General features: G+C 54.4%; 16 protein-coding genes and 1 pseudogene. 2 read left to right on the top strand and 15 right to left on the bottom strand.

Translation table 11 applies throughout. The features are described 5' to 3' along the window. Positions 1-109: 109 nt before the first annotated feature. From BPHY_RS24445 to BPHY_RS24375, 15 genes and pseudogenes are all read right to left on the bottom strand, one after another. A complete protein-coding gene (locus BPHY_RS24445; protein ID WP_012404145.1) occupies positions 110-1630 on the bottom strand; it encodes an AMP-binding protein in 1521 nt (506 codons plus the stop codon). Positions 1631-1891: 261 nt separating this feature from the next. Beyond that, complete coding sequence (locus BPHY_RS24440) at positions 1892-3274, bottom strand: DUF1329 domain-containing protein (protein ID WP_041764689.1); 1383 nt, start codon at positions 3272-3274, stop codon at positions 1892-1894. Between the two features lie 301 nt (positions 3275-3575). Continuing rightward, the gene (locus BPHY_RS24435) at positions 3576-5243 is read right to left on the bottom strand and encodes a carboxylesterase/lipase family protein (RefSeq protein WP_012404143.1); all 1668 of its coding nucleotides are present in this window, start codon (positions 5241-5243) and stop codon (positions 3576-3578) included. 350 nt (positions 5244-5593) lie between these two features. Next, positions 5594-6727, bottom strand: a complete 1134-nt coding sequence (locus tag BPHY_RS24430) for an alcohol dehydrogenase family protein (RefSeq protein ID WP_012404142.1) — start codon at positions 6725-6727, stop codon at positions 5594-5596. 103 nt (positions 6728-6830) lie between these two features. After that, positions 6831-8513, bottom strand: a complete 1683-nt coding sequence (locus BPHY_RS24425; protein ID WP_012404141.1) for a choline dehydrogenase — start codon at positions 8511-8513, stop codon at positions 6831-6833. A 206-nt stretch (positions 8514-8719) separates the two neighbouring features. Further along, on the bottom strand, positions 8720-9709 hold the full coding sequence (locus tag BPHY_RS24420) for a WD40/YVTN/BNR-like repeat-containing protein (RefSeq protein ID WP_012404140.1): 990 nt from the start codon (positions 9707-9709) through the stop codon (positions 8720-8722). A 17-nt stretch (positions 9710-9726) separates the two neighbouring features. After that, entirely contained in the window at positions 9727-12087 is a 2361-nt protein-coding gene (locus BPHY_RS24415) for an efflux RND transporter permease subunit (RefSeq protein WP_012404139.1), read from the bottom strand. A 75-nt stretch (positions 12088-12162) separates the two neighbouring features. After that, complete coding sequence (locus BPHY_RS24410) at positions 12163-13992, bottom strand: DUF1302 domain-containing protein (RefSeq protein WP_012404138.1); 1830 nt, start codon at positions 13990-13992, stop codon at positions 12163-12165. A 1083-nt stretch (positions 13993-15075) separates the two neighbouring features. After that, a complete protein-coding gene (locus BPHY_RS24405) occupies positions 15076-15855 on the bottom strand; it encodes an aspartate/glutamate racemase family protein (protein WP_012404137.1) in 780 nt (259 codons plus the stop codon). Positions 15856-16057: 202 nt separating this feature from the next. Continuing rightward, positions 16058-16894, bottom strand: coding sequence for a substrate-binding periplasmic protein (locus BPHY_RS24400; protein ID WP_012404136.1), 837 nt, complete (start codon positions 16892-16894; stop codon positions 16058-16060). A 190-nt stretch (positions 16895-17084) separates the two neighbouring features. After that, positions 17085-17744, bottom strand: a complete 660-nt coding sequence (locus BPHY_RS24395; protein ID WP_012404135.1) for an amino acid ABC transporter permease — start codon at positions 17742-17744, stop codon at positions 17085-17087. Further along, complete coding sequence (locus tag BPHY_RS24390; RefSeq protein WP_012404134.1) at positions 17741-18397, bottom strand: amino acid ABC transporter permease; 657 nt, start codon at positions 18395-18397, stop codon at positions 17741-17743. Before BPHY_RS24390 ends, BPHY_RS24395 begins: the two co-directional genes overlap by 4 nt. Then, positions 18394-19194 carry an amino acid ABC transporter ATP-binding protein gene (locus tag BPHY_RS24385; RefSeq protein ID WP_012404133.1) on the bottom strand — a complete coding sequence of 267 codons (801 nt, stop codon included), beginning with the start codon at positions 19192-19194 and terminating at the stop codon, positions 18394-18396. The genes BPHY_RS24390 and BPHY_RS24385 overlap by 4 nt, the downstream gene beginning before the upstream one ends. Positions 19195-19728: 534 nt before the next feature. Further along, entirely contained in the window at positions 19729-20487 is a 759-nt protein-coding gene (gene istB / locus BPHY_RS24380) for an IS21-like element helper ATPase IstB (protein WP_012404132.1), read from the bottom strand. A 15-nt stretch (positions 20488-20502) separates the two neighbouring features. Beyond that, positions 20503-21288 (bottom strand): annotated as a pseudogene (locus BPHY_RS24375) (Mu transposase domain-containing protein); the annotation flags it as partial. On the opposite strand from BPHY_RS24375, the gene BPHY_RS43885 reads away from it, so the two are divergent. Both BPHY_RS43885 and BPHY_RS24365 read left to right on the top strand, forming a co-directional pair. Then, positions 21252-21602 (top strand): DUF5372 family protein, encoded by a 351-nt coding sequence (locus BPHY_RS43885; protein ID WP_279635025.1) that lies wholly within the window; start codon positions 21252-21254, stop codon positions 21600-21602. The pseudogene BPHY_RS24375 and the gene BPHY_RS43885 sit on opposite strands and share 37 nt — an antisense overlap. 188 nt (positions 21603-21790) lie before the next feature. Further along, complete coding sequence (locus tag BPHY_RS24365) at positions 21791-22243, top strand: helix-turn-helix domain-containing protein (protein WP_012404130.1); 453 nt, start codon at positions 21791-21793, stop codon at positions 22241-22243. The last annotated feature ends 15 nt before the right edge of the window (positions 22244-22258 follow it).

Here is a 22258-nt window from a genome sequence, read left to right as displayed (position 1 = left end):
CGCACGCTTCAAGAACCGGAATGACCATCCTGTCAAATGTCCGGTTACAGGATTCTTCCCGTGTAGATGTGGCACACCAACAAACATCGCAGCACAATTACGGCCGATATTACTGCAGTGCCTTCTTTCTCAACTCGCGCCGCAAGATCTTTCCCGAATTGGTCTTCGGGAGATCCTCTACAAACTCGATCAAACGAGGCACCTTGTAAGCAGCCAACCTCTGACGACAAAACTCAAAAACATCTTCCGTTCTTATCTCCGCGCCGTGCTTGCGTACAATGAAGGCCTTCGCTAGTTCTCCCTTAATATCATCTGGTACACCCACGACTGCAGCTAGGGCAATCGATGGATGCTCACACAGGACACGCTCCAGTTCCGCCGGGTAGATATTGAACCCACCCGTGATGACCATATCTTTCAGGCGGTCAACGATAAAAATGAATCCTTCCTCGTCTATATAAGCGAGGTCGCCGGTATGCAGCCAGCCGTCAGCATCAATGGTTTCCAGAGTCGCTTCGGGACGACCATAATACCCCATCATGGTGATGGGGCCTTTCATCTGAAGCTCGCCTACTTCTCGAGCCGTCACTTCTTTAGATGGTGATTCTAACGATGCGATCCGCGCTTTCAATAACGGCAGCGGAACCCCGATTGACCCGTTTTTTTTCGGACCGTACAGGGGATGTGTCGCTCCTAGTCCTCCCAACTCAGTCATACCCCACAATTCAAGCAACGGGGAGCCAAATTTCCGCTCGACCTCCTCCATCTTTTGTGGTGGCATGGTCTGACCGCCGACCGTGCAGCGCGTCAACGTGGAAACATCGTAATCGGCAAGTTCGGGCAAATTCAGCAGGTACATATACATCGTCGGCACGCCCTCGAATATCGTCGCCCGATAGGCCTCAATACTCGCGAGAATCGCTTTCGCATCAAAGACAGCGTGCAGTACAAGAGTCATCCCGCACGCGACAGCACAGTTCATGACAATATTGCCATAGACGTGCGAACATGGTAGTGCGCTGACAACGATATCGCGATCAGTACGTACATGGTATGTCGATGTCATCGCGGTGTTTAGAAGGATTGCGCGATGCGACAGCATGGCACCTTTAGGGTGGCCGGTCGTTCCCGACGTGTAGCCAATGGTGCATAGGTCATCGAGTTCAATCGCGCTTACTGGATAATGGTCTGTTCCATCTCCAGAAAGCAGGTCGTTGAAACATTCAATCGACCCCGTTGCAGTTCCGAATGAGATCAGCCTGACTTGGTTGATCCCAAGTGCCTCTCTCAATGGAACCAGTTTTTCCAAGGAACCTAACACAGCGACGGCCTTGCAGTCGCTCACCGCATACGCTGCCTCAGACGACGTAAGCATCAGATTTAAGGGGTTGACGACTGCACCCAATTTCAGGATCGCATAATAGGCGATGATCCATTGCGCACAATTTGGGGAATACAGCGAGACGACAGAACCCTTTCCAACGCCACGCTGCTCCAGGCTCTTCGCCACATTTGAGGAAAAGCAGTCCAGTTGAAGAAACGACCAGCTTTCTCCGCCGATAACCAACGCCGTCTTGTCACCGAACTTTCGGGCGGAACTTGTTATAAGTGCCCCGACAGATTGCTCCATGCCCCCTCCCATCTATCTTCGTTTAATAGGAACATCGTGCGAGACACGCTATCTCGTCGCCTACCGGTATCTGGGAGCGTGACTCGGGCAGATTGCTACTCATAGATCCGAGTGCAACTGCCCGATCGTATTGGCAGTCAAGACTCTATCGCTGCCACACATGCGATGGCAGAGTCAGTTCATATCATGACTTACCCGAAAGCCTTTAAACTATCCTCTCTCGGATTCCCATTCAAACCTCAGGAACGTGGGATATAAACTTCATTGAGAACTGACAGCCTGAAGACCTTCGCTGGTGAAAAAGCTATCCTTCAGGTGGGGATCATTTCCGTCAGGCGGCACATTCTTGATATCTTTACCCGTTCCTACAACCGCCATATCGAGAATATATCGACCACTGATTACATCATTCTGGACATATCCGTTCAGAATACAGGCACCAATTTCCCACTGGGGCGTGATGTCGTTTTCCTTCACGTGCCAGATCTTTCCTTGAGCATCGTAGTCGTCACCAACCGCTGCGATCCAGCTATCCTCGTCGAGGTAGATGACTTTCTTGGGGGTGGAGTGGCGCACCCCGGACTTCACTGTGCCGACGACTTCCCATACTCGATGCAACTCATAGCGACGGAATGCCGGATTGACAAAATGCGGCCCCGTAACGTCGCTGATCTTCGCATTCAGTCGCTGCATAGCGAACACGTTGTAGGGAATATAGACCTCCTTCTTCCCGACGAGCTTCCAATCAAACCGATCAGGGTTTCCGCCGAAAATGCCAGGCGAATCAATTGTGTACTGATTCTCGTACCCAATCATCGGTGCATCGTAAGCATACGAAGGCAGACGACGGACTCGCCGCTGTCCGGTAAAGTAGTAGAAGCTGTCAGTGTCCTTTGAGAAATAGTAACGCTGCGTTGTCCCCTGACCCGCCAACGCGGCAGGTTCACTGTAAGCGTAGTAACTCCCCTGCTGGAGGCCGCCGTTTTCTTTCGGATTATGCGTACCTTTGGCTCCCCATGGGTAGTACGCAATCGCGGCCGAATGGTAAGCGATCGACTGATCCGAGCCGGGACGTGGCGAAAGGTACGTAAAGATGTCTTGGTAGACCGTTCCTAGACCCTGATACCGTGCCAAGAAGTTCCACATTGCTTGGATACCACTGTCCGGAACCGGGAATGGCACGCTGGGCAACACAGCGTTATCCAGCGACCAACCATCCGACGCGATAGTGGACTTGAGTGCACCTTCCTTCGTGTTATCGGCGACGTTTTGTGGAATGCCACATTCCCGGTGCGACGGATACACGGGCATCGTGTAGCCTTTGACCTGCTTGATCATCTCAATTTGGCCGGGCGTCAGCTTGTCAGCATACTTGTCGACATTCGAAGCATCGATTACGTAGAGCGGCTTCTCGTCTTTATATTTCCAGAAATCCTCTCTGGACTTACCGAACGTCCAACTGCCCGTAGGCTTGGATTCGCCTCCAAATGCAGGAATCTGACCGTCCTTGCTCCCATCCTTTTCGGCTCCTGCAGCTGTGAGTTCCTTACCCAGCTTCGCAACGTCAGCAGGCGTCACCGGCCATGCGCTGGCCGAAGACACCACCGATACGACCAACGCGATGACCTTCATCCGCAATTTCATCCCATCTCTCCTTGCCACATAGTCACAAACCTGACGCCCACTAGTCGAGCAACACCTCAGTTACCGCCCTTTTGGTGTGCCAACCTTCCAAAATACTGTCTAGTACGTTTTAAAACTGACTACGCCGTATAAAAATGCATAAAAAAATAAACGTAGTAGTGGAACTGAATCCCGTCAACTCAGTTCGGTTAGGTGCTGGCGTAAAATCTACGCCAGCAAATATTTTCCCGCAAGCTGTATTTACCCTAGGATTGCGGACCACTGGTGGTTTCTGCCGGCCGGTTACGAGCTTCGCTCGGCCTTAGAGCGCGAGCACTTGGGGACGAACAGTTCCCCGCGGATCGCGAACAACCTGCGAAAGCTCATCAAAAACCATCGTATGTCTGGTACTCAGATCGTACGGCGACCACGCAAGTGCGCTCGTCGAGGGATTCCCCGTCCGCGCGAAACTGATCCAAGCGTCCAGCATACGAGCGCCAACTTTCCGACGTTGATTGGAGGGATCAGCCAAGGAACGTGCTGCGTCCGAATCCTTGCCATCCCATGCAACACCATAATGCTCAATATTGAAAATGAAAGGTATCTCGACGCCGTGCGGCGCCCACTTACTCCCAAAGCATGGCGTCTTCCAGTGGCATTCGTACATGTAGACTTTCGAAGAACTGTCGCGCGCCTGCAACTCCGCTTGCCGCACCGCGTTTTTCCAGAAGCCGATGTCCGAAGCAACTCTGACCAAAAGCTCCCGATTGGAGAGCAACGGCATCGCCCGCCGATACGTTGCCAGCATCGGCAAGACTTGGTTTGGATCAATCTTGTTCAGAATCGCGAACTTTGCGGCTCTTTTTGCGAGCACATCATCGTTGGGGATGTCCTTGAACACTTCATCCCCCATAAACCCAACGGCTTCGTGCAAATTTGTACCAATGATCATCGGTATTCGCCGCGCAAGTGCCGGAGACGATTTGTCCCACGGGTCCTTTGGAATTGACCTGCCGTCAACCAAAGGCCCATATTGCAGAATCCAATCTTCGGACATCCCAACAAGCTGGTTGTAGCATCGAAGGAGCTCCTGCGTCGACAGCCGCTGCACGGCCTGGATGTCGCCCGGTCGAATACCAAGCGTTGCATACATCCTGGCAGTGACTACGGATGCGTCGCTTGTGCGCAGTGGGTCAAGCAGGGAACCGCTCTGTACAATCGCCCTATGGAACAGTCCATCAGCGGCCGGCATACCAAGGAGTGCACATATCTTCCCTCCGCCACCCGACTCCCCGAACACCGTGACATTTGCGGGGTCCCCGCCGAAGGCCTCGATGTTTTCTCTCACCCATTCAAGTGCCGCGATCAGATCAAGATGCCCCGCATTTCCGGAGGTTGCGAATCGATCTTCATGTTCTCCCAAGAATGTATATCCGAAGATATTCAGCCTATGGTTGATACCAACCGTAACAACGTTTCCCGCCTTAGCGATATTGTGACAGTTGTAGAGGCTGGAGTTGGCGGAACCGAAGATATATGCGCCGCCGTGAATCCAGACCATGACCGGAAGGCGAGACCCCGGTCTTGCATTGACCGGAGACGACACGTTGAGAAACAGGCAATCTTCACTTGCCTGACTCGGGTCGACCCACGCAGCATAATCCGGGTTGTTTTGTGTACATTGATTCCCGAATGCCAGTGCATCGCGGACCCCGCTCCAGGCAGGAACGGGTTGAGGCGGTAAGAACCTGTTCGCACCGGACGTATCAGCCCCATATCGTATCCCGTTGAAATCCACCACCCCATCGACTACACGGCCGCGGAGTTTCCCCTTCGCTGTTTCAATGACTCGAAAAGCTGACTCGCTTGCGGCGAAGGCTTTAACCGGCGATCTTCCTAGCAGTGCCACAGCGGCAGTGGAAATCCCCATCCGCAAAACATCGCGCCGCCTAATGGTGTCGGCACCCTTTCGAGTCTTGTTATCATTCATTTTGTTTCCCTAGAAACATCCAATGTGGCGGAGCACCAAGAGGCACTATTTCTTTCCTGATTCACTCGGGTGATTCCAACACCTATCGACAATCCGCAATCAAAAAATTCGCATTACAAAGTTGGCAAAACTAGCCAAATCATCTATACGTGGATCGATCTTTGAAACGCCACTTCGCGTGAGGTGATTGTCGAACGAGCCTCATCACCGGTCATTAGAAACACAGCGTGTGAGGGCGGACGAGACCTTGGGACGACGTCAATCTTGATTGCACTGATAGCCATGAGCACAGTGCGCTAGGGGAAGCAAAATCGGTTGCCGCCCCTTCCGCATACATCGCACTCACTCGTTCAAGGAACAACGACCAACTTTCCGACATGCGCGCGTTTGACCAATTCGCCTTGAGCTTCACGGAGATCGCTCAGGTCAAAAACTTTATCCACCAATGGACGCAATTGGCCCGATTCCACGTAGCCCACCACCTGCGCGAATGTCTCAGGTGTCGGACATGTAATGCCGTACATCTCGAGATCCTTGTAGATCAAATCACGCAGGTCGAGCGGCTGCACCGGCCCTGCAATCGCGCCGGCCGTCGAGTATCGGCCGCCGCGGCGAAGAAGCTTCAACAAGTCGCCGAACATCGGGCCACCCACTACGTCCGCGACCACATCTACGCCTTGCGGTCCGACGATCTTCTCTACGGCATCCCTCAGATTGTCAACTTCGCGGGGTACAAATGCATGCGCACCAAGCTCGCGTATGCGTTCTTCTTTTGATTTCCCGGCAATCGCGATCACTCGCGCCTTCCTGATATGGGCAAGCTGGATCAATGCCGTTCCGACACCGCCGGCAGCCCCTGTAATCACAACGGTCTCGCCCTCACTCAACCGGGCTCGAACCAACATTTCCTCAGCCGTATCGTACGAAGTGGGGAATGTTGCAAGCTCGGCGTCTGTGAGGCTAGACGATAGCGGGTAGGCGTTTGCCGCGGGGACCACCGCGTATTCGGCGAAACCGCCATCTCGATCGCCACCCAGGTAAGCGATCAGTTGAGCGCGCAAGGGAAGACTCAAATCTCGAACTTGCGGATCAACAAGCACTCTTTCCCCTACCCGGCCGGCGTCCACAGATGGGCCCACTGCAACGATTCGTCCTGCGATCGCCGCACCCTGAATACGCGGGAACACAATGCTTTCTTGATTCCACGACGCATTGCCTTGCTCCTCCTCGGCACCTGCGCCCTTCGCACCAGTAAGTGCGACCTGTTCGGACAAACTTTCGTTTACAGATCGGTGATACCAACGGGTGCGAAGGTTGACATCCGTATTATTGAGACCACAAGCTCCAACTTTGATCAATACCTCGCCATTCTGAGGTTGCGGCGTCGCAACGTCCTCTCGATAGACCAGCTTTTCGATTCCGCCGTAACCAGTCAGATGCACAGCACGCATGGTTTCAGGAACAACTCCACCTGTATTACTCACCTATTCCTCCGGGATTGCTGTTGGCGACAATCAACGTCTACATAAACAGAAGGTTGAAGCGACGAGCCGGCACGTGGCAGGTCACTACGAAAACATGTCGCTGCTACCGTTGGGAGGTTTCCCAGTTCGGGGCAACATAGTATGGACGTTCCTCCGGCGAGAGTTTCCTTCCACGCAACAGATCAGCCGCGCGCTCGCCAATCATGATGCATGGGGCGTTCGTGTTCGAAGCAACTACCAACGGCATAATCGAGGCATCGGCCACCCGCAGGTTTGCAACTCCGCGAACCTTTAGATCCGGAGTGACAACGGTCCGCTCGTCGTTCACGGGTCCCATTCTGCATGTCCCCGACGGATGGAAAGCAGTTGCAATGTGCGCGGCCACCCAATGATCGATCTCGTCATCGGACTTCACTTCCGCACCCGGCGCCAATTCCTTCCCCGAATATTCCGAAAATGCTGGTTGTGCGACGAGCTCACGCGTGATTCGAAATGCGTCGCGATAGAACTCTCTGTCAGCCGACTCGCTGAGGTAGTTAAATTTGATTAGAGGCTTCTCCGCTGCCGAGTTGCTCTTGATCGCGAGGTGCCCGCGGCTGGCTGCCCGGAGCAGCGTCATATGGATCTGAAAACTGTATCCAGGGTAAGGTTTAAAGCTATCCGGCTGAAAACCAACGCCCAACAATTCAAGTTTCAGGTCAGGATATTTGATACCCGCCTTGGTGCGGAGATAGGCCGCAGCTTCGAACTGGTTACTGGCGGCAAGACCGCCTTTTCCAAGAAACCACTGTGCGCCAACGATTTGCTTCCGTGGAAAACGTGTAACCGCACCAAGACCGACTGGTTTCTCGCAAACGAATGGCACCGGAAGATCGGGATGATCCTGCAGATTTTTGCCGACGCCGTTCAGTTCGTGCACGACGTCAACATTCGCTGCTTGAAGAACATCGCTGGGACCAATCCCCGATAACTGGAGCAGTTGAGGCGAACCAAACGCACCGGCGCACAGAACGACCTCTCTCCGCGCCTTGGCAAACGTGCGAGTACCGGCTCGCGAAAGCTCGATGCCGACCGCTACCTTATTCTCAATTACAATGCGCTCAACCAATGCGCCTGTGTAGATCGCGAGATTGGAACGTCGACGCACATCTGGCGAGAGAAATGCCCGAGAGGCGCTCCACCTGCGACCGTTATAGATCGTGCATTCGCTCGGATGAAATCCTTCGTGCTGGAAACCGTTCGAATCAACACTAACCGGATAACCAGCCTGCCTCCCCGCCTCCATAAAGGCCCGATTTAGCGGATCCTTGTTGACATCTGGTCGGGTCACCTTTAGAGGCCCCGTTCGACCACGATATTCGTTTGAAGGCCCCAGAAATGTTTCTGAACGTTTGAAGTAGGGCAAAACGTCGGCGTAACCCCAGCCGGTACATCCGAACTCGATGGCCCAGCCGTCGTAGTCCAACGGGTTACCGCGTGTATATACCATCCCATTGATCGACGACGACCCGCCGAGAACTTTACCCCTCGGATGGTCGATCTGCCGGCCCTCGAGCATGGTTTCCGGTTCGCTCCGGTATTGCCAGTTGAAGCGGCTGCCGGAAACCAACGCCTCCACGGCAAGCGGCATGTCGATAGTCCAACTCTTGTCTTCGGGTCCCGCCTCAATGAGCAAGACGCTCACACTCCGATCCTCGGACAATCGTGATGCGACCACACAACCGCTAGAACCGGCACCAACAACGATGTAGTCGAAAACCAATTCAGGGATTCCAGAATCTTTCATTGCTCGTAGATATGTTGAATGATCGGACTTACATACTGACCATTCAGTATTTTAGTCGATTCGATGCTTAGATCCAAGCACGCGGTAACGCCGTAGTCCGCAAGAATTCGAGAATGACCGAAACAACACGCTCGCGGGGGTGCGATAAAATGGGTGCGTCTATGGCGCACCCTTTTGGACAGTTGCATCCCAACAGTCGAAGACATTTATCGCGCGATACCACCCTGTGAAAACAGCACAAGACTGCCTGAAGCAGATTGAACGATTGCCGTGAGCGCCTCTCTTCCGCTTCGTTGAGTGGACGAGAAGGTCTTTCCGCCGTCCTTGCTCTCCAGTACGACGCCATCCAACGCCGACGCTACAATTTTCCCGCTGTGTACAGAGAAATCGGTAATCGACGACTTGGACTGGCTTTCTGAACGTTGCCAAGTTTCCCCATTGTCCGTGCTGCGGTAGATTGTGCCTCTCAGCCCGCCGACGATCAGGGTTCCGTCGTTCAATACAACTGCCGACCACAGGGAACCGTCATATCCCGTCTGCGAATACGACCAGGTTTGCCCCCCATCTCGCGAGCGCAAGACCAAGCCTTGCTCACAAGCGATATACAAGCTCCCTTTCCCGTCTCCCACAACCGAGAAGAAGTTACGGTCTGCTTTCTTCGCCCCGGGTGGTATGGGAGCACTTACCGAGTGCCACGTACGGCCACCGTCCTCGGTATGCAGGAGCAAAGACCACAGACCAACCGCCCAACCGTGCTCAGCATCATCGAAATGCACGGAAAACAGAGGTTGATCAACCTTCGTGTCCGAGCGTTCCAGGACCCAGGTTTCCCCACCGTCCCTTGTCCGAATGATGACGCCCCAGTGTCCGACCGCCCAACCGTTTTTGGAGTCGACGAATGAAACCGCCGTCAAAGTACTGTCAACCGGCACCGACCGCGCCTGATTGAATGTCTTTCCCCCATCGTCAGATCGGAGTACAACTCCATGATCCCCGACTGCGACAATGCGACTGCCTGCGCGAGATACACCAAGTATCTGTGTATGCGCAGCACTCCGCGTGCGTTCCGCTTCCCCGAGGCGAAGCTCTGCATGGCCAGAAAGGGCAGGAAGTTGACTTTCCTCTGCAAAAGAATTACCGATGGAAATGGTAGCAACCACCAACGCTGCAACGGCTTTGATTTTCGACAACGACATCGCCCAAGCTCCTTTTCTTAATGGCCAAGAATGCCTGGCGCCCGGACCGGCTTCCGTCTCGGAAATACACGTTCAAGCACAACCGCGAGCGCGGGCAGCGCTGTCATTGCCATGACAAGATTCACAATGAACATGAACGCGAGCAACTTGCCCATGTCCGCCTGGAATTTCAGGCTGGAGAAACTCCACGTCGCGACACCGATGGCCAAAGTGATCGCAGTAAAAATCGTTGCCATCCCGACTTCCAAAATCGAGTGCTCCAAGGCTCCGACGATTGACTCGCCCTCAGCGAGATGCGCCTGGAGGCGGTTATAAATGTAAAACGCGTAGTCAACACCAATACCGACAGCGAGAACCATGACTGGCAACGTCGCAACAGTAAGACCGATTTCAAACGACTTCATGAACCAGTACCCAATGAAGGTACCCACGGTCAGCGGTAGACAACACGCGACAACTGCCCTGAGGTCTCGATAAACGGCAAACACCAAAACGATGATTGCACCATACACATATAACATCATCGGGAGTTCACTCTTTTCGACCTCGTCATTGATCGCCGCAAGGACTCCGGCATTGCCGGCTGCCAACCGGATCCGAACTCCCGGCGTTGGGTGACGGTCGCGGAATAGCTTGACCTCATTTACCACTCGATTGATGGTCGTTGCCTTATGATCCGTGAGATAGATGTGGACAGCGGTCATACTGCAGTCCTTGTTCAAGTAGCCCCGAACCCGCGCTATTTCGGTGCTCAAAGCGGCGTAGTTTCCTTGATCGATTGGCACCACCGCCATCTTCGGATTTCCTTCGTTGTAGCCTTGGCTATAGGAACGAAGCATCCCAGGATAAGACGTGACAGACACAACCCCCGGGACATCTTGCAGGGCGTAGACCAGCTTGTCGTCAAACTGTCCAACGGCAGGGCTTTCACAAGAGTCAGCTGGCGCTTCTATCACGACGGACAGCCAGTCGAGGCCAACATCAAAGTTATTCGCGATCGAGACAGCGTCACGGTTGAAACGGGCATCGGGTCGAAGTTCAGGCGCTCCTGGTTGCAACGTTCCGACTACCCGGTCACGGCTCTCCCACACCGCAGCCGAAAATACACCCGCCAACACGATCAGCGTGATTACGGCGTTTCTCGGCTCCGCTACGCGAGAGAGTGCACGCAACCAATTTGAGCGTTGCTCCCGCAACTTCATCATTTTTTCGGCGTAGCTCTGGTCAAAACTGACGAACGACGCGGCGAGTGGCAACATCAAAAGATTTGTCAGTATCTTATATCCCACGCCAAGGGATGCAGTGATGGCCAACTCCCGGATCATGGGGATCGGAATCAGTAGCAAAGTAACGAATGAGACCAGGGCGGTGATAAGTGCCAACGTTCCCGGAATCAATAGCCCGCTGAAGCTGCTTCGCGCTGCGTCGTAAGAGGACTTCCCATGTGCCAGCTCTCGCGTAATAAAGTTGATCTGCTGAACACCATGTGACACACCAATTGCAAACACAAGAAATGGCACGAGGACGCCCAACGGGTCGAGCCCAAAACCCAGCAATCGCAACGTGCCGAACTGCCAAACCAAAGATGTCAACGAGCAGGCAATCGGCAAGATCGTGAATCGAATCGAATGGCAGTACCAATAGACCGCCAAGGCCGTAAGAACAAGCGCAATTGCGCAAAATACGAGAACCGACTTTGCACCATCGGCGATATCACCGATTTGCTTTGCGAAGCCGATAATTTGAATCTCATAGTCTCCATTCTCAAATTTTTGCCGAATATCCGTCTCCAGCAAATGATTGAAGGTAATGTAGTCGATCTTTTTCCCGTCGCTTCCCAGCTCGCTGAGTTCCGCGGTTACCATCGCGCTTTTTCCATCACGCGATACAAGCGAGCCGATGAATCCTCCTTCAACAGTCGACCGGTGAATCGTGGTCACCATTTCCGGGGTGAGCCCATCCGGCGTGACCGTTCCCGGGATAATCGGTTGTGACCGGAACCCGTCCTCTGTGATTTCGTTTACAAACGAATTCGGTGTCCACAAAGATTGAACGCCAAGCCGATCGACGTTCGGCAGGTATGTCACCGCCTGGGTGACGCTCGCCAGCTTCTGAAGTCCCTCTTTGGACCAGATCGTTCCATTTCGAGACCGGACAACCACTGTTAGCCGGTTGGCCGAGAAGAGATTAGAACGATACTGATTGAAGGTCCTTACGTACTCGTGCCCTATCGGAATCTGTTTTTCGAATCCAGCGTCCATACGTAGCTGGACCGCGAAGAAGGCCATGATGATCGTGAATATCACCAGCAAAGCTAGAATAGCCAGCCTGTATCCGAAAAACCATCTTTCTAGCTTCTTAATGCTTCGATGTAACACGTGCGTTTCTCCAAAATCCCGTTAGGGCAACCATCCTTCCTGAACTGCATTACCTGCGATTACTTCAGACCGACGTTAGAAATTCCGAGTTACAAACAAACCTACGAAATTTCGATCTGCATACGGCTGGGAAACCGAGTTTCCGCCCCAATACATCGTATAGTTGATACCCGCTTGCCACAGTGCCGGGTTTTGGTTAAACAGCACGTAGAAGTTGATCGACTTTGCACCTTGCATGTAATTCGCAGACAAGGTTGGCGTGTACCCTGCCAAAGAGTCACTGAACGTGATACCCGGGGTCACTTGCCAGCCGTGAATCAAGGTTCCGTCATAGGTCCAGTTAAAATCCAGAACCATCCCAAGGGAACGGGATGTACCTTGTCCCGCAGCAATTGGATAGCCTAGACCTGAATTATTGTTTAGCCACGCGCCATACCCGGCATCGGTCATCTGATAGACCTGTTGTCCGTTGATCGTACTGTAGTATTTGCTGTCTGCGCTTACGCCGGGATAGTTAACCGCGGTGAGTTCTGCGGTGAAGACTGCTGCGTCAGCACCCAGATACTTGATAAACGGATACGACGATTGAGTAAGATTCAGCTGAGCGTTAACGTCCAGCTGGAACTTCTTCATGTCCTTATAGCCCTTGCACTCGGCGCCGCTCACTCCGTTTGTATTCGCATCGGCGGGTCCGCCTGCGCCGTAGCATCCAGTCAGCGCGACAGCGTCTCGGGGACGATAGGACAGTTCACCACCGATTGCCCAGTCACCGATTGAGAAGTTGGTGCTGAGACCAAACAGCTGGCGGTTCTGGAGATAGGAAAACTGGCCTGTACCATTCGACAGATACGTGATCACCGGCGACTTATCTGTGTAATTCAGATAATAGAACGCGAAGTTTGCGTCAAGAAAGGACGGATGATAAGCAAGCTTTACACCGTACTGTGGTTTGTTACTAGGAAGCACGGTGTTATATGGCACACCGATCGGACTCGTAGGCAGGCCCGTGTATGCTCCATTCACCAGGTTCGTGTTGGTAGCATTCAGAGTACCGTTACTGATCTGACCGCCGTTGGATTGTCCGGCGATTGTTCCCGCGTCGATACCGGAAACGTTGAAATTGTTGCCACTAACCGAACCGGGTTGAGCACCTCGTCCAAACACATCCGACGCGGACCAGAACCCTCCAACAGGCGGATACTTGTTGCCGTTCCACTGCCATTGCAGATACGCTTCCGTTGAAAAACCCGCCGGTAGGCTACTGGCGAAGCTAACCATCGGCGCCGGACGAAGAGCCTGTTTCAATTGCGTGCCTGGCACAAGCAATTTTTGAATGTCCAAGCTGTTCGTTGCGTTGATGCCTCCCGATGCGAAGTAGCTCTCACCCCAGTTGATCACCTGGTTACCAACTCGGACGTGTGCCCGCTCGTCGCCCAGATTGAAGTCCTTTTGGCCCCACAGATCAAGAAGCTCAACGTCTCGTACCAACTGGTTATACGCAGCCGGATCAAGTTGAGTGCGGTCGGTGTACTTCGCCGCAAAATCGTAGAGTCCCGTTCCGCGAATCATGAACTTGTACCCTTCCGAAGGCATGGTAAGCAGAAGCTCCGACGTCAGGCTCAGATACGCACTGGTGGGCTGGCCTTTCCGGTAGTTCAAGTCACCATCGTCGCCGTTCGCCCATTGGGCGGTGTTCGCGGCGCTTCCGCAGTTGTTTGCGTTTGGATCACCGGTCAAAGAGCAACTTGGGCTCTTCGTACGGATCGAGAGACCACCAGTGAGGTTTGTGTTCCACTGCCCTTCGAGGTCACCGATACCGGTATTAAAGGAGTAGCCAAACGCAGGTACTGTCGCGAGAGCGCTAACCGTGGATAGCAATACGAATTTCGCATTTTTGTGCTTCATTTAGGTTTCTCCAAACCTTGCCGTGGGACTGCACTGATTTTTCTGGTTAGCGACGGTGTCGCTAAAGAACCCGTGACTTGCGTACGCGGAGCAATTGACGAGGAGGCGCGCAAAATTTGCCAAAAGCTCTTGCGCCCCACTTGCACCTTTCAACAACCACTTCTCGCGCAGACACTTCCTTTCGTTTGTAAGCCGCCGGCTGCCGCTGTGAGCTAGCAAGTCGCTTTCATCATTCCCACACTAACCGACGTGCATGGTTTTATACCGACCAGTACGTACGTAAATTGACCAAAAAAAATGGCGCTGCGAACCGCTGTTTCGTTTGCGCCCGGTGTGACTTGTGACCTGCCTAGCAACGGCAGGGACGGCAAGTGTAGCGTTCAGTTCCTTCGGTCTGTCTTAAATCTACGGCGCCAAATATTTTTTCACAAGTGTTTTTTGCATCTCTGGCATGCGATCGGCGTCACGTCCGCGGCCGATACCGTTAAACACGGATGCAGTGTTTTCCCTAATGCATGACTTTCCGGCTTTGACAATGTCAAATCCAACGAGCTTGGAACACTTGCCTCCTCGTTGCGCTCCCTGTAGGAAGGTCTCGAAGCGCACTATCAGTCCTTCGAAGACCCCTACGCAGTCCTGTTACGAGGGGACAGAACTATCGAGCACAAGACGCAATGGATGTCGCAGGAAAAGACAGGGCCGAAGGTTAATCGACTGTTCCTGCACCAAAGGGAGGCGATGAATCGAGGCGAGCGAACGGCTGATGGAATATCTCTACGTCCGATGAAATTTTTATGAGGAATGGGATCGAACGATAAAAGCGAGCACGTGACCGAGAGTCATCTGGCGTCTCAATGGAGACTACGGCAGACATCAAGGCGAGTTCGTGCCTCGCGGTATCGGGTAGGTCGCGAGACCGCGGAGAGCGGCTGCCCGCAGCGTGCGGTGCGCCCGTGAGAAAGGACGCCCACGTCGAAAACGAAAAATATGGGCAGGATCTGGATGGACGTCGTTTAGTGCATCGACGGAAAGAACGAGGAGCGTTGCTATGACTCGAACGCCCCGTGCCTCATGAGCAAACGCTCAAGCACTCTTCCGCGCAAAGCGCTCGCGCAAGTCTGCGTACTCACGCGGATTATGTTGTTGAAGCGGCTGGTAATAGCCGCTTCGACTTATTTGATAGGCGCCTTGTTTTTTGAGGTCGGCAAGTGATTCCGCCATCTTCAGCGCAAATATATTCGGATTCAGAATCGCTAAGTTGCGCTTTTCACCGGAATGCCGCACCCACCGCTCGTAGCTCGCGGATATGATAGTACAACCCAAAATTGCCGCCTCTGCTCCACGGTCCAGCATGGCCCGCTCTGCTGCCTTTATCGCATCGGCCGCCACAGAGTCCGTATCCTTGATCATGTCTGAGACGAACCAGTTGATACTTGAAACATCTCTGCAATTCACGTCCTGGCCATAGAGCCGGACCAGATCGCGGAGGTAAGGAACCGCTTTATGGTGATCAGTGACGAGCACATAATCATGTCCGTAGTACGGCGCGTACTGCATCGTCGCCTCGAGCGGTCCTACCACCGGGATATCCACCAACTCGCGCGCCACCCGTACGCCTGGGTCATAGCAACAACCAACAATAGCGGCATCGAATCCCTCTGACTCTGCCTTGATCACCTCCTCGAAGACCGCTACTTCAATAAGATGCTTGCTGTAGTAGTAGTCGATGTTCTCCGGGCAGTTGGTCGTATTCGCTACGGCAAGCTCTGATCCACTTCTCAAATAGGGAGTAAGCGTCTCTGTGATCAGGTCATTGTAGAGGGGTGTACCAAATGGATTGATAAATTTTATCTTGATGGTCATGTCATCGTTCGCGGTTGATAATCGTTACCGGTTGAAGTCCGTCCGGTAACCGAAGAAAATCAAATTGCTCGCTTCCACTTGAAAAGTGGTACCGTCGGTCGAGATCGAGGCAGCCGAAACCGCCGCCTCGTTTCCCCGAATCGACCTTCCGTCCCGATCGTCCAGATGCGACGAACGATGCCCTAGCCAACCGGCTCAGAGATTACTTGATTAAACGGGTAGCTCCGACATTTGCACTTCTTGCGTCAAGTCCATACGACTTGAGAATATTCGCGACTTCTCCACTCTTCTGGAGACTGAGAATATCCGCGTTCAATGCGTCTCCCAATGCAACGCTATCCTTCGGATAGAGGAATACGATTTGTGCCGGCTCAACGGAAGCGCGGATTTGAGGATCGGGGTCGGCGACCTTGATCTTGATGCCTGGATATCCCCCTTTCTTCTGCGCATAGATACCCGCACCCGGGCTATCGACACCTGTATCGACACGCCCCGCTGCCAGGTCCTGCGCCAACGCAACTGGCGTCGGGTAGAGCTTCAGATTGTCTCCGTACATTGTCTGAAGATCTGGCACCCAGTTATACCCTTGAACGGTCCCCACCGTTTTTCCTTTAAGCTCCGAAAATTTCGTGAACCCTTCCTTCGAAAAGATTCCAGCCTGATCAAGATAGATGGGAACTGTGAGCCCGAGAACCTTTGCCCGCTCTGCTGTACCATACCAGTTGCCGGCACTAAGGTCAGCCTTTCCCGTAGTCACATACTGAATCTCTGCCGCCGTGTCTACTTGCATGGCATGAATTTTCAAGCATTCCATCTCTCCAATCTTCTTGAGGATGTCACCTTCAACCCCAGACATGGCACCACTGCCTTCGGGGATGTTGTACGGTGGAAGCATCATCGTGGATACTGTTAAAGTACCGGGCGTCAATGTCTTCAACTGATGCGCAGGCTTGCACTGTGCGTATGTAGCACTGACACACACAGTCAGATTCATTCCAATAGCCGCGACAATCGCAAATGCTGTTTTCGAGTACTTCATTTAAAAACCTCCCCGAAGAGTGTTGTGAAGGAAGTGACAATCGTTTCCGGGATCGCGCATTCTTACCGATACGTACCACGTGAAAAAAGCAGATCCGACTCAGCGCGTAACCGCGTCCGATGGAATATCAAAGACAATAGGACGGAGCATTAGCACCTACCCAATCCTCGAAAGTTGGCCAATGCAGCGCTTACGCTTCATGCCGTGCAAGTCTTCGCTCTATTGACGACACCAATAGCGTCGACGGGAGGCAGATCGCCGCGTAGAGCAGCGCTGTAAGCGTGAGAACCTGCATATAAAGAAAAGTCCCCGTGCCAATCTGATTTGCCCGCGTGACAAGCTCGGGGAGCGCAACCGTGAAGCAGAGAGAGGTTGCCTGCAGCATCACCAGAGCGAACCCGAGAAGCGGTGGGACAGATACGCGCAGCCCCTGCGGCAAGATAATCAACTTAAGCGTATCAACCTCTTTCAGGCCAATCGCATATGCAGCTTCTCGCTGCCCGTGCGGAACCGATAGCAAACCTGCTCGAATGATCTCACTGGTATACGCCGCGGTACACCAAGCCAGCGCCAGCGTCGATGAGACAAAAGATGACAGTGTGATATGTACGGCCGGCAATCCGAAATAGAAGAATTGCAGGAGAATCAGAGCAGGCGCTCCCCGCCCCAACTCAACCAGGATAACTGTCAGGCGCCGAACGAGCTTGTTTGTTGAGCCAACCCCCAAGGCAAATAACAATCCCAATGGGATACCGATCAGCATACAGGCTACCGTAACCTCAACGCTGGTAAGCAATCCATACAATAGATTGGGCAACCATTGTGCCCACCAACCAAATAGTGTGCTCATCTGGAGATCCTCTCTCTCAGCCGCCGGTCAAGGCCGCGCGTCGCGTATGCCATCGCCAAGCTAATCAGGAAGTACACCAGTCCGAACGCCGCATAGACCTCGATTCCCCTGAATGTCTCCTGGGAGACACGGTATGCCGAGAATGCGAGATCATGCACACCAATGGTCGATGCGACTGCAGTATCCTTCAACAAACCGATCGCGTATGTCGCAAGCGATGGAAGTGCAAGCCGGAATATTTGCGGGATCAATACATCGTGGTATTGAAGCAGTGCCGGTAGCCCCAGCGCCCGCGCTGCTTCGTACTGCCCAGCAGGTACAGCCTTCAACGCTCCCCTATAGATTTCGGCAACGTTGGCGGCAGTTATCAGCCCTAATCCGATGACGGCAGATACAAAAGGGCTGAGCGGAATCAGATCACTCCCAACACCAAAGAAGATGAGAAAGAGCCAAACTATTGGGGGAATCGATCTGAAAGTGAGAATCAGCGATAAGGCGCAGTTTCTCAGAACCGGGTTGTGGGCTGTCCGCAACCCGCAAAGTGGGATCGCGAGTAACGCGCCAAACGCAAATGACAATCCCGTCATTGCAAGCGTCCATGGCAGTGCAACGATGACTTCCCCGAGGATCTTTGCAAGAAGATCTGACATCATCGGTCTCTCACTGCGGACAGGAAACGTTGCACGCGCTCAGTTCGCGGATTCCTCATGACCTCCCCGCTCGGACCTTCTTCGAGGATGCCACCATCCGCCATCACAACCACACGATCGGACACGTTTTCGGCGAAGCGCATTTCGTGTGTCACAACCATCATGGTCATGCCATCGTCGGCCAGTTCCCGCATTACGGCGAGCACCTCCAGTCCGACCTCAGGATCCAGTGCGGACGTTGGCTCGTCGAACAGCATGATCTTGGGATCAAGAGCAAGGGCGCGTGAAATCGCGATTCGTTGTTGTTGACCGCCGGAACAACGCGCCGGATATTGGCTGGCCTTGCTGGCAAGCCCAACTCGGGTGAGCAGCGCCAGCGATCGCTCGTTCGCCTCTTCGGCAGAACGACCCAGAACCCGTCGCTGCGCCAAGCTCACGTTCTCTAGCACAGTGAGGTGGGGAAACAGGTTAAACGACTGGAACACCATCCCCAGTGTTCTGCGGAAGTGCGTCAATTTCGCTTTACCGGGAGCGGTACCGGCCACGATTTGTACGCCGTCGACGGTAACCGAACCAGCCGTAGGCGGTTCAAGCTGATTGATGCATCGCAGAAGCGTGCTTTTGCCCGACCCACTTGGCCCGATGATCGCAAGGACTTCGCCCGCGGCCATTTCAAGATTCACATCGTGCAGAACACGGTGGCTCCCATACACCTTGCCGACCGCATCCAGCTTCAGTAGTTGCGTTTTGTTGTGTGCCACGGCATTTGGCATAGCCACGGCTTCCGACAGATCACTCATTGTGGTCCTTTACCTCAGTTCAGATTCGAGCCACTGCATCCGACTATGCCTTGCGTCGGATTCCCCGACGGCTGTCCCTTTCAGCGGGAAAATCCTTTCACGTCACATCATTTGACCAATCGACCTTAGAATTTGACCGTTGAGTCAGTATGCGCCCAATCGCACGTGCGTCAAAATTGTTTTTTGAGGACATCGGGAAAATACTGACCGGCGGCCGGAGCCCGACCTTGCCAGTTCGAAGATTGAGCACGACGCTGTGGAGGCTGATTCCCGCTGGCGGCGCAGCGCGGGTGGCAGCCGCTCACGGTATTGATGGGAAGCGCGGTCGGTGTTCAGGCGGTGAGGAGACGAACCATCGTGCGGATTCCTGCCCCGCTCCTCGTCAAGACCGGGTATTTGTCGCTAGTCAGTGCGTATTCCACGCAAATCGAGCAGCAGTACCACGGCAAAGCGAGCAGGCATTCCACGCGAACCCGAGCGGAGATTCCACAGCAAAGCGAGCGCTGCGGACGTGGCGACGCGGGGTGAGTTCTTTTACTCCTTCTCGTCTTCGGTGGTCAAACCATTTCGGCGCTTGCGCATCGATTCGCCTGATAGCGTGAGTCGATGCGCGTTGTGAACCAACCGGTCGAGAATCGCGTCAGCAAGCGTTGGATCACCGATGGCGGCGTGCCAGCTATCGACCGGGATCTGGCTGGTGACGATCGTCGAACGCCGGCCATGCCGGTCGTCGAGCACCTCGAGCAGATCGCGCCGCGCCGGATCCGACAGCGGCGCCATGGCGAGGTCGTCCATGACGAGGATGTCGGTCTTTGCCCATTGCGCGAGCAGCTTCGCGTAGCCGCCGCTACCGTGTGCGATGGCCATCTCCTCGTGGAACTTCGGCATGCGCAGATAGCAGGCCGAGAAGCCCTGACGGCATGCCTGGTGGACCATCGCGCATGCAAGCCAGCTTTTGCCAAGCCCGGTTGGCGCGACCAGAATCACGTTCTGATGCGCCCGTATCCATTCGCCGGCGAGCAGCCGGGCGAGTAATGCGCGGTCGAGTCCGCGGGGCTCGCGGTAGTTGATGTCTTCCGGTATCGCGTCAGGGAAGCGTAGCTTCGCGCGGCGCAGTCGCGCCGTAAGAAGTCGCGACTGACGTTCGCTTGCTTCGCGTTCGACGAGCAGTCCGAGGCGCTCCTCGAAGCCGAGCTGATCGATGCTGTTCTGGGATTGCTGGTCGGCCAGCGCTGCGGCCATGCCGAACAGGCGCAGCTCGTGCAGCCGTTCAACGGTCGGGTGATGCAGCATGTAAATGCTCTCCTTTCAGTGGTAATAGGACGGCCCACGCACGTTGGCGTGCACGAGCGGCAGTTCGGTCTGGGCGACGGACGCATCGGCCTTGCTCTCCAGACCATTCTTCAACGTTGAGGCGATGAACCGGTAGCTCGGCGCCTTCAGATCAATGGCGCGCTGGCAGGCGGCTTCCAGCCGCGCACGGCCGTAGTCCTTGCCCATGCGCAGCACGCCCAGGCAGGCGCGGTAAGCCTGCTGAGGATGCTGGCGTCCGCCGAGCAGGTGTTCGATGACCGCAGCGGTGTGCGGACCAATGTCGGTGGCCCAGGTGATCAGCCGTTGTGGATTCCACTCCGTGGTGGCGGCCCGATGATTCGGCGGCATATGGGCAGTGATCGTGGTGTGATGGCCGCGGCGCTCGCTCTTCGCATGCGCGGCGATACGTTGACCGCGCAGGAAGATCTCGACAGTTGTCTTCGTATGGCGCACGTCGACCTGCTCGCGGGCGTGGCAGTACGAGACCGAGTAATAGTGTTCATCGAGCTCGACGTGGTAGTCGATGCCGACGCGGGCGATCTTCCACTGCGCGTACTGGTAAGGCCTTTCTGGCAGCGGCCGAAGTGCCGGACGATCGAGCTCCTCGAAGGCGCTGCGGCGGCAGCCGGGCAGCTTCTTGAACGGCCTGTTATTCAGGTCGACGAGCAGTGCGGCGATGGCGCGGTTGGCTTCGTCGAGGCTGAACAGCCGCTGGTTGCGCAGCCGGGCCAGAATCCAGCGCTGTGCCAGGAGCACCGACTGCTCGACCTTCGCCTTCTCGCAAGTCAGCAACTGTCTGTCATGAGGAACGTCACGTAGTCAAAGGCGCGTCCTTCGAGATTACCCACCCATTCCACCCAGCACGTGGAAATCACTTTGTCCTGGTGAGTCGTAAGCAGAACTGGGGTGAAGATCGCGTGATGTATTACGACGCACACAAGCGTCTGTGCTCGGTGCTGGCATCCTGGACCGATGTCCCGGAGCCAGATCTGTTCGCGCAGGCCTCCGGTGGACATTCCTGGTTTAGGACTGACGACCTGCTTCGATTACGTGCGCTCGTCGACGATTTGTTGGGAGCGCGTGATGTCAAATAAATTTCGCCGCTTACGTAAGAAGAAATATGCCGATATAGAGATGTTCTTGGTTCTGACTCATCAACACTGCCTCAATTTTTACGGGGAAATGACCGCATCGTATAGCGTACACCAGATCACTGAGATTTTTGACAATTCGAACAAAGCGGCGTATTTTAGTTTTCGTTTCGTCAACGAGAGATCATGTAATGACCAAGCCACCGTCAAAGCGCGATCGACTACGCGAACTTGGTGCTCTCAATCCTCATCCCGACCGAATACGGGCGCCATGGTTTCGATCGGGCGATTTCTTCGACCCCGACGACCTTGTTCAGGTCAAGTACGAGATGTTGCGTCATGTTCGGGTCGATGGCGCTTCCAAGGCCGAGGCGGCCGCCCTGTTCGGAATGTCCAGGCCGACCTTCTATCAAGCGGAGAGCGCCTTCGCGAGCGAGGGGCTGCCAGGGTTGCTTCCGAAACAGCGTGGGCCCAAAGGCGCGCACAAACTCAACTCGGTGGTCATGGCGTTCATCGAGGAGCGTCTACAGCAAGACGGCAGCCTTCGCGCTCGCGCGCTTGCGCAGGAGATCGAAACCTGGCTGGAGCTTTCGATCCACCCACGCAGTATCGAACGTGCGTTAGCACGCAAAAAAAAACCGTAGACGATTCGCCGCAAT

The organism is Paraburkholderia phymatum STM815, assembly GCF_000020045.1.
GTDB lineage: Bacteria > Pseudomonadota > Gammaproteobacteria > Burkholderiales > Burkholderiaceae > Paraburkholderia > Paraburkholderia phymatum.
This window is presented reverse-complemented; position numbering and strand designations above follow the sequence as displayed.